Here is a 12550-nt window from a genome sequence, read left to right as displayed (position 1 = left end):
CGTGGTCTCGCCCTTGCTTTGGCGGGGGCAGGCATTACCCTGTGCAGCATCCTGAACAGAAAGATGTGATTGAGATGACGACTGCTCATATGGATGCCATCGGCATCGGCTGGGATGTGCGAGGCTGGCAGGGCAATGCCCAGGCGGTGGCCGTGGTGGGCTGGCAGGCGAGGACGCAGCAGCTGCATTGGCTGGGGATCTCCCCCCTGTTTCGGCTGAGCTCCCGGGTGGCTCCGGATCTGGATGCCCTGCTGCGCCCGGCGCTGCAAGACGAGATGGGGTTGATGCAGGTGCTGGCCTGCCCGCAACTGGCCCTTGGCATCGATGCGCCCCTGGCCTTCCCGCGCGCCCTTGCCGAACTGCTGGCGGGGAGGGGACCCGAGTGCGCCGTGCCCCAGCGGGAGATAGACAACCCTTTCGCCTATCGCGACTGTGATCGCTGGCTTCATCGGCAATACAAGAAGAAGCCGCTGTCGGCCACCTTCGACCGGCTCGGCAACAACGCCACCCTGGCGATCTCCATGTTGCCACGGTTGGCGGACTTGCAATTGGTGCCGAGTCGGGTGGCAGAGGCCGATCGCGCCGTGCTGGAGACTTATCCTGCCCTCGCTAAAACCGCTGGCAGGGCCTCGCTGGCGAGAGGGGAGATAGCGGCTCATCTGCCGGCGACCTTGGTACCAGGCACGGATCCCTACGATGCGGCCCTCTGCGCTCTGGTGGCGCTGCAATATGCCGCCAAGGGTGCCGTCTCCGTGTTGCCCCCCTTGCTGTCAGCCCCGGCGGACTTCCCGCTGGATGAGGGCTGGGTCTATCACTTCGCCCAAGGGTGATCCCAAGGTAGAAGCAGCCACCTGATTCATGGGCTGTCTCTGGGTCAGGTGGCGTGATATTCACCGTCGTTTGCTCTTCTGCCCGGTTTGTCTGCGCGCCATTCTACCCGCCATCCGCCATCCGCCATCCGCCACCCGTTTTTCACCCTAGTTAGAGTTGTCTGTTCTATCGCCCTATCTTGGTTCAAAAACGCTCTCATATGCCATCAAACTAAAATCTTGCAGTCCGATTTCAGGCTGACGCAACATCAAAGGCAACCGAGACAAAAGGCTTGGCAGGGGGCAGGGGATGGCGAGGTCGGTAGCGGGCGCCGCCACTTTCTCGGGTTTTTGATGGGGAATTACCGGTTTGTGCCGCGAATCGCTGGAACCGCCGTCTCTTCATCCGATATATTGCCTGCTTTCCTCATGCTTCTTCTGCGGTGGTTTCCATGAAACGCATTCTCTCTATCCAGTCCCACGTGGTCTTTGGTTGCGCAGGCAACAGCGCCGCCGTGTTTCCCATGCGTCGTCTCGGCATGGAAGTCTGGCCCATCAACACGGTGCAGTTCTCCAACCATACCCAGTACGCGGCTGGCTGGCAGGGGATGGCGATGCCCGCCGGCCACATCAACGCGCTGTGCAAAGGGCTGGGAAATATCGAGGTATTGGGACAGTGTGACGCCGTGCTGAGCGGTTATCTCGGCTCTGCCGAGCAGGGGGACGAGATCCTGGCGGTGGTGGCGGCGGTCAAGCTGGCCAACCCGACGGCCATCTATTTTTGCGACCCCGTCATGGGCCACCCGGAGAAAGGCTGCATCGTCGCCCCCGGTGTGACCCGTTTCCTGACCGAGAAGGCCTTGCCGGTGGCGGACATCATGGCGCCGAATCTGCTGGAGCTGGAGACCCTGTGCGACACCCAGCTGGCGGATTTGGAGGAAACCCGTGCCGCGGCGCACCAGTTGCTGGCCAAAGGGGTGAAGATGGTACTGGTCAAGCACCTGGGCCGGGCCGCCAGTCAGGTCGGCCGGTTCGAGATGCTGCTCGCGACCGCCGAGGGGGATTACCTCATCGCGCGTCCGCTCTACGAGTTTGCCCGCCAGCCGGTGGGGGTGGGGGATCTCATCAGCGCCCTGATGCTGGCGAACCTGCTGGCGGGCTTCGATGCGGTGGCGTCCTTCGAGCGCACCAATGCGGCGGTGGATGCGGTGCTGCTTCGCACCTGGCAGGTCGATGCCTATGAGCTGCAGCTCATCGATGCGCAGGCGGCGTTTGCCGAGCCGCAGATAACACACAGGGCTGAGCAACTGGCCTGATGAGGGTGATCAGCCCGTCATGTGATGGGCTGATCAGCGTGAGACCGCCTGCTCCGAGCCGCCCAGGATCACGGCTTGAAAGTGCTCGACCGTGGGGAAGGGGTCGTAGAAGTGGTGCAGCAGCGCCTTCCACTGCTGATAGTGGGGGGAGCCCCGAAAGCCCTGGGTGTGATCCTCGAGCCGTTGCCAGTTGACCAGCAGCAGGTAACGATCGGGATCGGCGAGGGAGCGTTGCAACTGATGACCGGCGTAGCCCGGCATGGTGCTGATGATGCGCTGGGCCTTGGCAAACGCCTGCTCGAAGGCGGCGCTCTGGCCCGCAATGACCTGCAGTGGGGCGACTTCCAATATCATGGGGACTCCTTGTCCGGTAGCGGGTTGCTTTGTAAAGAAGCCTCATCTCAACAACTTATGCCCCAATAAACAAGGCCAGCCTCGCGGCTGGCCTTGTTTATGATGGGCGCTCAAGACACCTCGACTCAGAGCTGCTTGTAGAAGAACTGGGTCGCCGCCAGGGTGCCGTCTGCACTCTTGGCGAAATTGGGGATCTGGCCCGCCTCCACATAGCCGAGCTGGCGATAGAGGTTGGAGGCGACATCCCCCACCCGGGAGTCCAGCACCAGCAGGGTACGCTGGGCGTCGCGGGCCCCTTGCTCCATGGCGAGCATCAGGGCGCGGCCCACCCCCTTGCCGCGCGCCTCGCTGTGCACCATGAGCTTTTCCACTTCGGCCCGGTGGCCACCGTTGGCCTTGGTACTGAGGGAAAGCTGCAGGGCGCCGACCAGATGGTGCTGATCGAAAGCCACCCAGAGCTTGCGCACCCCGTCGGCCAAGTCGGCCTCGATGCCTTGCCAATATTCCAGTCCCTGCTCTTCTTGCAGTGGAGGCAGGAAGCCCACCGAGGCGCCGCTGGCCACGCTGTCTTGCAGCAGGGTGATCAGTGCCGGTTTGATGCCTCTGGTGCTATCGACCTCAAGGATCTCCATTGAAACTCCTCATCGTTTCTTCATTGCCAATAAATAGGGTCATCACGCCCTGAACATAATCTGGAGCAGGCTCTTCACTGCCCATGCGCGGTACGGCGGATATTTGTCGCTATGCCGTGCTCAGCGGATCAGACCTTGCTCTGCCAGCCACTGAAACAGCAGGCGGGAGACGGGAGAGATCTCATCCAGATGACGGCTGTCCAGCCAGCGCAGCTCGGCGATCTCCGCCGAGGCGGTGGGAGTGCCCTCGGCTTCGCCGGTGTAGCAGCGCAGTCTGACGTTCACTCCCTCTGGCTTGCCATCGGCCTGGGCGCTGAACTCACAGGCAAAGCGGAGGGTCTGTGGCTTGAGATGCACCGAGAGCTCCTCGTCGATCTCCCGGATGAGGGCAGCCTCGTCACTCTCTCCCGGCTCCCGCTTGCCGCCGGGGATGTAGTAGATGTGCTTGCCGTGGGAGCGCGCACACAGCAGTTGTTTATCCTGAAATGTGAGCCAGGAAAGTTTGTCTATCATGTAAAACTCCATTTTTAAAGTGACTCCCGCTGCTGTTCGCACAGAGTGCGGTAGGAGCGGCTTTCCCGTTGTGCATCGTCAAGGCCGAGCCGGGCCGCCAGCGCCAGCAACTGCTGGCGATAGCCCGGCAGGGCGGCCTCGTCGTCGGTCATGATGGCCAGCTCGGCGAAGTCGCCGAGCCCGGTCAGATGATCCAGCGTGAGGTGGAAGGGGCCGAGGAAGTAGATGCTGCGCCGCTTCTCGATGCAGAGCACCTGCTCATACCCCAGGTTGTGCAACATGCTGATGGCCTTGCCATCGTCGCTGATGTTGACCGCCTCGCAGCGATCCGCACCCGGCCCTTTCAGGATCCACAACCGAATGCCGGACGGCGCCATGGCACGGATCACCAGACTCTTCCCCTCGGCGGCGAGGGTACGCGCCGGGGTATCGAAGTAGCAATCCCGCTCCTGGTTATCCTCCAGCATCACCTCGGGACTGAGGTGGTCGAGGGCCGCGAGAAGGGCGGTGCGATCGGCGAGGCGATACTTGAATTCCACCTCGAAACGGCCTTCAAAATGTGTGGTCATGGCAGGCAACGGGCGCTCATCCGACAAATGAATAGCGCAGACTAGCAAAACTACGGGGCTTGCCCAAGTGACGGGATCACAGCCTGATGCCAATTGTCTGTTTTATGCTCACTCGACCCGGTAAAACAGGCGTTGGCGCACAGCTTGATGGCCGCCGGCTGGGCGAGGAGAGAGGGCTGTGCTTTAATATTCTCCCTCTTTGGCGGTAGTCACCGACCATGAACAACGACAGCGGCGGCAGGGGCCGGCGCGAGTGGAGTCACAGATGCAGATAACCGAGAGCAACTTCATCGGATTGGGGGTGGCGGGCAATTTCGCTGGCCATCTGGAGCAGGCAGGGGAGGCGGCGGACTTCGTGGCCGTGCAGGTCACGGACAAGGCAGCCCCCAAGGCACTGTTCCCCTTCTATGTGCCCTCCCACCCGGGCCAGCTTGGGGTCTTCCCCTTGAGCGGTGACGCCATCTTCCTGCCCGAGGCGGCGGTGAGCGGCGACGAGAAGGTGCAGATAGAGCCGGAAGTGGTGCTCTGGTGCGAGCTGGCCTACGCCGGGGATCAGGTGGTAGCCATCCATCCCCGGGCGTTTGCTGCCTACAACGACTGCTCCATCCGCCGCCCCAACGCCAAGAAAATCAGCGAGAAGAAAAACTGGGGCCCCGAGAGCAAGGGGCTGGCCGCGAACCTGTTGCCGCTCTCCCACTTTGCCAAGGGTTGCGAGCTCGATGATTACCGCATCGCCTGCTATCTGGAGCGGGGCGGTGAGTTGCATCCTTATGGTGTTGACAGCGCGGCGCTCGGTTACAGCTACTTCCACGGCCAGCTGCTGGACTGGGCCATCGACAAGTTCAATCATCAGCAAGATGAGGGGCCGGCGGAGCACATCCAGGGGCTGCTGGCCCAGGCCGGGCGCCCGAGCCACGCCCTCATCAGCATTGGCGCCACCCGTTATACCCCCTTCGGCGAGACCCACTTCCTGCAGCCGGGGGACACCGCCTGCGTGCTGGTCTATCCGGGCAGTCGCTACAGCGAGCAGGATATCCGGGAGGCCATTCGCAGCCGGACCTTCGGTGCGGATGTCTCAGTGCTGCTGCAGGCGGTGAAGACCCGCTGAGAGAGTCCCCTGCGCTGAGGCCCGCCAGCTGGCGGGCCTCAGCCCTGATACCGCAAACCAGTCCTTTCAACTGCCTTGCCCCGCCTTGATGTTCCCCACGGCTGCTATGTTCCCTCCAAAGCTCGCCGAGCTGCCTGACCAATTGCAGAGTCTGTATATAACAGTATGATTTGCCAAAAGAAGCGCATCCCTGCAAGGAACCTCACTGCTGATGATTGAATTCAAGACCCTGGCCCTGTTTCTGGTAACCGCCATCGCCGAGATTGTGGGCTGCTATCTACCCTATCTCTGGCTGAATCAGGGCAAAAGCGCCTGGTTGCTGCTGCCGGCTGCCCTGAGCCTGGCCCTGTTCGCCTGGCTGCTCTCTCTGCACCCGACCGCTGCGGGCCGCGTCTATGCCGCCTATGGCGGTGTCTATATCTTCGTGGCCATCTTCTGGCTCTGGGCGGTGGATGGCATCAAACCCAGCCTGTGGGATCTGGTGGGGGCCGGGGTGGCCCTGGTTGGCATGGCCATCATCATGTTTGCCCCCAGGCCCGCTTGATATCGATGCCAAGGGAGATCAGCAAGATGACTCATGTGGTGATCAGAGCATGCGAGGCACAGGATCTGGCCGGGCTGCTGGCCCTCTACCAGGAGCTCAGACCCCGGGATCCCGTGCTCGATGAGCAAGCGGCGCGCGAGGGGCTGGCGGCCCTGCTTGGCCAACCCCATACCCGCATCATGGTGGCCCTGGTGGATGGCGAGCTTGCCGCCAGCTGCCAGCTCGGGATCATCCCGACCCTCACCAACGGCGGCCGGCCCTTTGGCATCATCGAGCACGTGATCACAGGCGCGGCGTTTCGCCGCCAGGGGCTCAGCCATCGGCTGCTAGAGCGCACCCTGGCACTCGCCTGGGAGCTGGATTGCTACAAGGTGATGCTGCTCTCGGGGGAGGGGCGCGAGGCCGCCCACCGTCTCTACGAGGGGCTCGGTTTCAAGGCGGGCATCGAGCGGGGCTTTGTCATCAAGGCGCCGCGCTAAGTGGGGCAGCAACAGCCAGACCTGGGCCCCGTTCACGACACATGCGAGGTATCAATGGAGATTGAAGCCGCACGCCCGTGCGATCACCCGACCCTTATCACCATCTGGGAAGCCTCGGTGCGCGCCAGCCACCACTTCCTGCCAGAAGCGGACATAGTGGCCCTGAGATCGTTGATCCTGGAACACTATTTTGATGCCGTGCGCCTTTACGGTGCCAGGCTGGATGGCAATCTGGTCGGTTTTATCGGGGTGGCTGACGGCAATATCGAGATGCTGTTCGTCGCCCCCGCCGGGATGGGGCAAGGGGTGGGCCGCCAGTTGGTGAGCCATGCCATCGCGGCACTCGGGGTGCGCCGGGTGGATGTGAATGAGCAGAACGAACAGGCACTCGGCTTCTACCGACGGATGGGCTTCGTGGTGGAGGGCCGCTCGCCTCTGGATGGGGAGGGCAGGCCCTATCCCTTGCTGCATCTGGCCCTGGCCGACGAGCCCGGGGCGGATTGAATCAGCAGCGAGCAGAGTCAGTTTGACAATAAAAAACCGCCTTTCGGCGGTTTTTTATTGTCTGATGGACGGCGATCAGGCCTCACTCCTCGTTGGAGTTGTCCTGATAGTCGTCGCGCTGGGCCTTGGGCAGGCGGCGCAGGGGGGCGAAACCGGTATCCTCGCCACGCACCTCTTTCTTGCGCGCCGGGGCGGCGGGCTTGCTGCCGCTCCCCTTGGCGGGACGTTTGCCTGCAGGCTTGGCGGATTGCCCCTTGCCGGCGCTGTTTTTGCCGCTGTTGTGCCTGGCGTTGGCATGACCCCGCTCCCGCGACGGGCTCTGCAACTGCTTGTTGCCCGGCAGGGTCTGGCGAGTCGGCTTGCCGCTTGGCTCATAACCCTCCTGGATCTCGCTCGGGATGCTAAGACCGATGAGAGCCTCGATGGCCTTGAGCTGATCATGCTCATCCAGACTCACCAGGGAGATGGCCTCGCCGCCGCGCCCGGCCCGACCGGTACGGCCGATGCGGTGGATGTAATCCTCGGCCACCTGGGGCAGCTCGAAGTTGATGACGTGGGGCAGATCGTCGATGTCGAGGCCACGGGCGGCGATGTCGGTGGCGACCAGCACCCGTACCTTGCCTTCACGAAAATCCGCCAGCGCCCGGTTGCGGGCACCCTGGGTCTTGTCGCCGTGGATGGCGACGGTGTCCAGGCCATCCTTCACCATCTGCTCGGCGAGCCTGTCGGCAATCTGCTTGGTGCGCACGAACACCAGCACCCGCTGCCAGTTGTTGCGACCGATCATGTGGGAGAGCAGCTCGCGCTTGCGCTCTCTGTCCACCTTGATGATGCGCTGGTTGACCTGCTCGGCGGTGCTGTTGGTCGGGCTCACCTCGATGAGGGTCGGGGTCTTGAGCAGATCGTCTGCCAGCGCCTTGATGTCATCGGAGAAGGTGGCGGAGAACAGCAGGGTCTGCCGCTCTTCCGGCAGCGCCTTCATGATGCGGCGGATGTCGGTGATGAATCCCATGTCGAGCATGCGATCCGCTTCATCCAGCACCAGCACTTCCAGGGCGCTCAGGGTCAGGGCGCCCTGGGTCAGCAAGTCCAGCAAGCGGCCAGGGGTGGCCACCAGGATATCGATCCCGAGCTTGATGGCATCGAGGTTGGGCTTGATGCTGACGCCGCCGTAGGCGACCAGGGTACGAAATGGCAGGTGGTGGGCGTACTTGACGATGCTCTCGCCCACCTGGGCCGCCAGCTCGCGGGTCGGGGTCAGCACCAGGGCGCGGACCTGGCGACGGCCACCGCGGCCGTGGTTGGCCAGCAGCCGGTGCAGCATGGGCAGGGTGAAGCCGGCCGTCTTGCCGGTGCCGGTCTGGGCGCCGCCCAGCACATCCTGTCCCGCCAGAATGGCCGGGATGGCCTGCTGCTGGATGGGGGTTGCCTGTTCGTAACCCAACTCCTTGACGGCGCGCAGAATGTGCGGTGACAGACCCAGTTCATTGAATGACATCTTTGCGAAAGACTCCGAGCCTTGGGCTCAACGGGGGCGGCGCACAGCGGCCGCCACAACATGGAAAGGAAAGATCATGGGCGCGTAATATAGCAGAACTGCGGCAAGGGCGCAGTAACCCTGTGGCGCAGGGAGCAGGGCGGTGGGCTACCCATGAAAAATGCCTCCGCATCACGTTGGGAGGCATCTCGAATGACGAAGGAGGGAGGCCTTAGAGCAGGGCGCGGATCGGGGCCGCGAGATCCTCGGGCTTGGTCTGGGGGGCAAAGCGGTCCACCACCCGGCCTTCGCGGTCGATGAGGAACTTGGTGAAGTTCCACTTGATGGCTTCGATGCCGAGCAACCCGGGTTTTTGCTGCTTCAACCAGCGATAGAAGGGGTGAGCCTGATCCCCGTTGACCTCGCACTTGGCGAGGATGGGGAAGCTCACCGGGTAATCCACCGAGCAGAAGCGGGCTATCTCCTCGGCATCCCCCGGCTCCTGGTGACCGAACTGATCACAGGGGAAGCCCAGCACCAGCAAGCCCTCTGGGCCGAACTGGCGATGGAGGGCCTCAAGAGCGGTGTACTGGGGAGTAAAGCCGCAGCGGCTCGCCACGTTCACCACCAGGATGACCTTGCCGTGCAGGTCTGCGCTGGGAAAGTCGCTGCCATCGAGTCGCTGCAGGGGGAAGGAGGCGAGAGGCATGGGCATATCCTTTTCACATGATCCGGTGATAACCGTTTGTTGATAAACCTCGGCGGACAAGAGCCGAGTGATATCAGCACGTTAACGGCCAGTGAGCCGAGCAGCAAGGGAAAAAGCGGTCGCCGTGGCCTTTTCCCCGTACGCATTGATGGCGGGACTTCTCAAGAGAAGCAAACCGGTTTGTGCCAAGGCGCCGAAGTCGCTACAAAGCGCACTCTCTTCATTCGCTGCGAGCCCTATCTTGGACTATCAGGCCGTCATGGATGCCATTTACACCCGGGGATGGGTGATCGTGGACGACTTTTTAACCGCCGACGAGGTGGATGCACTCAAAGCCTGCCTGCCCCACGAGTGGCAGCCGGCGGGCATCGGGCGCGAGGGGCTGCATCAGGGCAATACCGACATTCGCCGGGATCAGATCCACTGGCTCGAGCCCGATCTCGGGGGACCGGTGGCGGATTACCTGGCCCGGATGGAGGGGCTGCGTCTGGCCGCCAACCGCAACCTGATGCTGGGGCTGTTCGACTACGAGGCCCACTTCGCTCGCTACCGGGAGGGGGATTTCTACGCCACCCACCGTGATGCCTTCGCCGGGCGATCCAATCGCCGCCTCACCTCGGTGTTCTACCTCAACAATGGCTGGGCCCCGGAGGCGGGCGGGATACTGCGGGTCTATGACGATGACGAACAGTTTCTGATGGATGTCTCCCCCAGAGGAGGGCGGCTGGTGCTGTTTCTGTCAGAAGAGTTTCCCCACGAGGTGCTGCCTGCGAGCCAGGAGCGTTACAGCATCGCCGGCTGGTTTCGGGTCAATGGCAACGGGGCCGGGCGGGTGGATCCCCCTCGTTGAGGGGGCAAGACCATTTTTGACACAGGGACGGCCCCCATCCCCCCTTTTCTGGCCTCATCCGGGGGGAAAGAGGGGGCGCATCGGCTGACAAGGCTTCGCCTCCCTTGCTACACTGCCCGCACTTATGTTCGTTTCAGGCTTCGCCCGGTTTTCGTGCGGGGATCGCGCGATGGCATTATCACCGTTCATGACGAAGCCGCTTCTCCCAAGGGATCACATCTAATGAAGAACATGCATGTCTTGCTGCTGTGCGGCGGCGGTGGCGCCGAGCACGAAGTCTCTCTGCGCAGCGCCAATTTCCTCGAGCAACAACTCGGTCTGCTGGCCGGGGTCGAGGTGACCCGGGTCGAGATGTTCGCCGATCGCTGGCTCAGTGCCGATGGCCGCGAGTGCAAGCTGGGGCTCGACAAGCTGCTCTCCTTTGACAGCGTGGCCCGTCCGGTGGACTTCGTGGTGCCCTGCATCCACGGCTACCCCGGCGAGACCGGTGATCTGCAATCCTTCCTGGAGCTGGCGGGTCTGCCCTATCTGGGCTGTGACGCCGAGGCGAGCAAGATCTGCTTCAACAAGATCAGCACCAAGCTGTGGTTCTCCGCCCTCGGCATCCCCAACACCCCCTACCTGTTCCTGACCGAGCAGAGCGAAGAGAGCCTGGCCGAGGCAAAAGCCGGGCTGGCCAAGTGGGGCAAGGTCTTCATCAAGGCGGCGTCGCAAGGTTCGTCGGTCGGCTGTTATGCCGCCAGCAACGAGGCCGAGCTGCTGCAGGGGATCAAGGACGCCTTCGGTTATTCCGAGCAGGTGCTGATCGAAAAAGCGGTCAAGCCCCGCGAGCTGGAAGTGGCGGTCTACCAGTACGGCGACGAGCTGGTGGCCACCTATCCGGGGGAGATCTGCGTGCCCACCGACAAGTTCTACACCTATGAAGAGAAGTACAGCAGCGCCAGCCACACCGAGACCGCCCTGCGGGCCGAGGGATTGACCCAGGCTCAGGCCGATGCCATTCATGAGTACGCCCTCAAGGCGTTCCGTCAGCTCAAGCTGACCCACTTGTCGCGCATCGACTTCTTCCTGACGGAAGAGGGGGAGATCCTGCTCAACGAGATCAACACCTTCCCGGGGATGACCTCCATCTCTATGTTCCCGAAACTGCTGGCCCATCACGGCCACAACTTCGCGCACTACCTCGAGCAGATCCTGCGCAAATAACGCCGGATTGGTACAAGCAAGAGGGGCCCACGGGCCCCTCTGTCATATGGGTGGCAACCCGGTTTACATGGGGGCCGAGGTGAACAGCCAGATATGGGCGCCCTGCGGGTCAGCAATGAGCGCCATGCGCCCGACGCCGGGGATGTCCATGGGGGGCACCACCACGGTGCCGCCGTGCTGGGCCACCCTGGCGAGCCGTGCATCCACGTCGTCCACCGCCACATAGGTTGCCCAATGCGGGGGCACCCCGTTCATGTCGGGGTTGTCCCGGGTGGACATGACCCCGGCCACCGGTCGGCCGTTGGCCACCAGCATGGGGTAGTCGAACCCCTCCAGCGCCGTCTGCTGCACCTGCCAGCCGAGCACCTGGGTGTAAAACGCCACCCCGGCATCGCGATCCGGCACATAGAGCTCGTGCCAGGTGAAGGTCGACCCCTCCGCCAGGGCGTGCTCCTTTGCCATGTCTTGTTCTGCCATCTTTGCTCCTTGTCCCATCGGTTGCCCGGGCCGGGTGGATGGGTGACGACCAAGTATAGGAGGGGATGGCAGGCATGCCGGCGCTCCGGTGAGCCACTGCTTGCGAGCCATCATGGCGCTCGCTACAATCCGCTCCCTTTACCCGTGAACCCGCATCCCGAGCGCCTCCTCTCATGAAGCCCATCCCCGATCACGCCGTCAATCGCCTGCGCATCTGGCGCAAGAGCGTCTCGACCCGACCCTTTCTCGCCCGTGGCGGCGCCGTACCCCGCTGCGAGGCGTGCCAGCTGCGCCACGACTGGTGTGCCTGCGAGTGGCGCCCCGCACTGAAAGCCGAAGCGGGTTTCTGCCTGCTGATGTATGACAGCGAACCCATGAAGCCCTCCAACACCGGTCGCCTCATTGCCGACGTGTTGCCAGGCACCACCTGGGCCTTTCTCTGGAAGCGCACTCAACCCCATCCCGAGCTGCTGGCCCTGCTGGCGGATCCCGCCTGGCAGCCCTATGTGGTGTTTCCCGCCTGCGAGAAGGCGCCGGCCCGCCTCACCACCGAGGTCGTGCCGCTCCCCGGCAAGAAGCCGCTCTTCATCCTGCTGGACGGCACCTGGCCCGAGGCGCGCAAGATGTTCAACATGAGCCCCTATCTGGACGGCTTCCCGGTGCTCGCCATCAAGCCGGATGCGCTCTCCACCTATGGCATGCGGGTCGCCCACCACGACGAGCACCTCTGCACCGCCGAGGTGGCAGCCTGCGTGCTGGAGGTGGCTGGCGAGATCAGGGTGGGGCAGGCGCTGCAGCACTGGTTCAATCTCTTCAGCAGTCGCTACATGGCGGGCCGGGTGAGCCGGGCACCGGGAGAGGATGAACAGCCGCTGCTGCGGGCCCTCGAGGCCATCAAGGGGGAGACGGCCTTGCAAGGCGCAGGCGAGGAGGAGTCGCAGTCTCTGTGCCGGGACTATTGATGAATATCAGGAATCAATTGGCTGCCATCGTTTCGTTGGCT

16 protein-coding genes are annotated in these 12550 nt (G+C 63.1%); 9 read left to right on the top strand and 7 right to left on the bottom strand.

Annotated elements, in window-relative coordinates; translation table 11 throughout:
• Positions 1–74: 74 nt before the first annotated feature.
• Positions 75–830 (top strand): DUF429 domain-containing protein, encoded by a 756-nt coding sequence (locus tag VZC39_RS11035; protein ID WP_349917857.1) that lies wholly within the window; start codon positions 75–77, stop codon positions 828–830.
• Positions 831–1261: 431 nt separating this feature from the next.
• Positions 1262–2125: a pyridoxal kinase PdxY gene (pdxY, locus tag VZC39_RS11030; protein ID WP_434662466.1), complete on the top strand. Its 864-nt coding sequence runs from the start codon at positions 1262–1264 to the stop codon at positions 2123–2125.
• A 33-nt stretch (positions 2126–2158) separates the two neighbouring features.
• On the opposite strand, the gene VZC39_RS11025 is transcribed toward pdxY, so the two are convergent.
• The 4 genes from VZC39_RS11025 to cyaB all read right to left on the bottom strand — a co-directional run bounded on the left by VZC39_RS11025 (position 2159) and on the right by cyaB (position 4193).
• Positions 2159–2479, bottom strand: a complete 321-nt coding sequence (locus tag VZC39_RS11025) for an antibiotic biosynthesis monooxygenase family protein (RefSeq protein WP_434662464.1) — start codon at positions 2477–2479, stop codon at positions 2159–2161.
• Between the two features lie 125 nt (positions 2480–2604).
• Positions 2605–3111, bottom strand: a complete 507-nt coding sequence (locus VZC39_RS11020; RefSeq protein WP_332554609.1) for a GNAT family N-acetyltransferase — start codon at positions 3109–3111, stop codon at positions 2605–2607.
• Between the two features lie 120 nt (positions 3112–3231).
• On the bottom strand, positions 3232–3624 hold the full coding sequence (locus VZC39_RS11015) for an NUDIX hydrolase (RefSeq protein WP_434662461.1): 393 nt from the start codon (positions 3622–3624) through the stop codon (positions 3232–3234).
• Between the two features lie 14 nt (positions 3625–3638).
• Positions 3639–4193: a class IV adenylate cyclase gene (gene cyaB, locus VZC39_RS11010; RefSeq protein ID WP_434662459.1), complete on the bottom strand. Its 555-nt coding sequence runs from the start codon at positions 4191–4193 to the stop codon at positions 3639–3641.
• 265 nt (positions 4194–4458) lie between these two features.
• On the opposite strand from cyaB, the gene VZC39_RS11005 reads away from it, so the two are divergent.
• The 4 genes from VZC39_RS11005 (at position 4459) to VZC39_RS10990 (ending at position 6828) form a co-directional block, all read left to right on the top strand.
• Entirely contained in the window at positions 4459–5301 is an 843-nt protein-coding gene (locus tag VZC39_RS11005) for a DUF5718 family protein (protein WP_434662456.1), read from the top strand.
• 211 nt (positions 5302–5512) lie between these two features.
• Complete coding sequence (locus VZC39_RS11000; RefSeq protein ID WP_434662453.1) at positions 5513–5845, top strand: YnfA family protein; 333 nt, start codon at positions 5513–5515, stop codon at positions 5843–5845.
• 26 nt (positions 5846–5871) lie between these two features.
• Positions 5872–6324, top strand: coding sequence for a GNAT family N-acetyltransferase (locus VZC39_RS10995; RefSeq protein ID WP_434662451.1), 453 nt, complete (start codon positions 5872–5874; stop codon positions 6322–6324).
• Between the two features lie 54 nt (positions 6325–6378).
• A complete protein-coding gene (locus VZC39_RS10990) occupies positions 6379–6828 on the top strand; it encodes a GNAT family N-acetyltransferase (RefSeq protein WP_434662448.1) in 450 nt (149 codons plus the stop codon).
• Between the two features lie 82 nt (positions 6829–6910).
• Here the strand turns inward: VZC39_RS10990 and VZC39_RS10985 are convergent, their stop codons facing one another.
• Entirely contained in the window at positions 6911–8326 is a 1416-nt protein-coding gene (locus VZC39_RS10985) for a DEAD/DEAH box helicase (RefSeq protein WP_434662445.1), read from the bottom strand.
• 211 nt (positions 8327–8537) lie between these two features.
• Positions 8538–9014 (bottom strand): glutathione peroxidase, encoded by a 477-nt coding sequence (locus VZC39_RS10980; protein WP_349917832.1) that lies wholly within the window; start codon positions 9012–9014, stop codon positions 8538–8540.
• Between the two features lie 241 nt (positions 9015–9255).
• Between VZC39_RS10980 and VZC39_RS10975 the strand changes: the two genes are divergently transcribed.
• Both VZC39_RS10975 and VZC39_RS10970 read left to right on the top strand, forming a co-directional pair.
• Positions 9256–9864, top strand: a complete 609-nt coding sequence (locus VZC39_RS10975) for a 2OG-Fe(II) oxygenase (RefSeq protein WP_349917829.1) — start codon at positions 9256–9258, stop codon at positions 9862–9864.
• A gap of 222 nt (positions 9865–10086) precedes the next feature.
• Positions 10087–11070: a D-alanine--D-alanine ligase gene (locus tag VZC39_RS10970; protein WP_349917827.1), complete on the top strand. Its 984-nt coding sequence runs from the start codon at positions 10087–10089 to the stop codon at positions 11068–11070.
• 63 nt (positions 11071–11133) lie between these two features.
• On the opposite strand, the gene VZC39_RS10965 is transcribed toward VZC39_RS10970, so the two are convergent.
• Complete coding sequence (locus VZC39_RS10965) at positions 11134–11547, bottom strand: VOC family protein (RefSeq protein ID WP_434662440.1); 414 nt, start codon at positions 11545–11547, stop codon at positions 11134–11136.
• Between the two features lie 173 nt (positions 11548–11720).
• Between VZC39_RS10965 and VZC39_RS10960 the strand changes: the two genes are divergently transcribed.
• Positions 11721–12509, top strand: coding sequence for a tRNA-uridine aminocarboxypropyltransferase (locus tag VZC39_RS10960; protein WP_434662437.1), 789 nt, complete (start codon positions 11721–11723; stop codon positions 12507–12509).
• The last annotated feature ends 41 nt before the right edge of the window (positions 12510–12550 follow it).

The sequence above is a fragment of the Aeromonas sp. NJAU223 genome (assembly GCF_051125555.1).
Lineage (GTDB): Bacteria > Pseudomonadota > Gammaproteobacteria > Enterobacterales > Aeromonadaceae > Aeromonas > Aeromonas veronii_G.
Note: the sequence above shows the minus strand (reverse complement) of the source record. Positions and strands in the feature narration are given on the sequence as shown.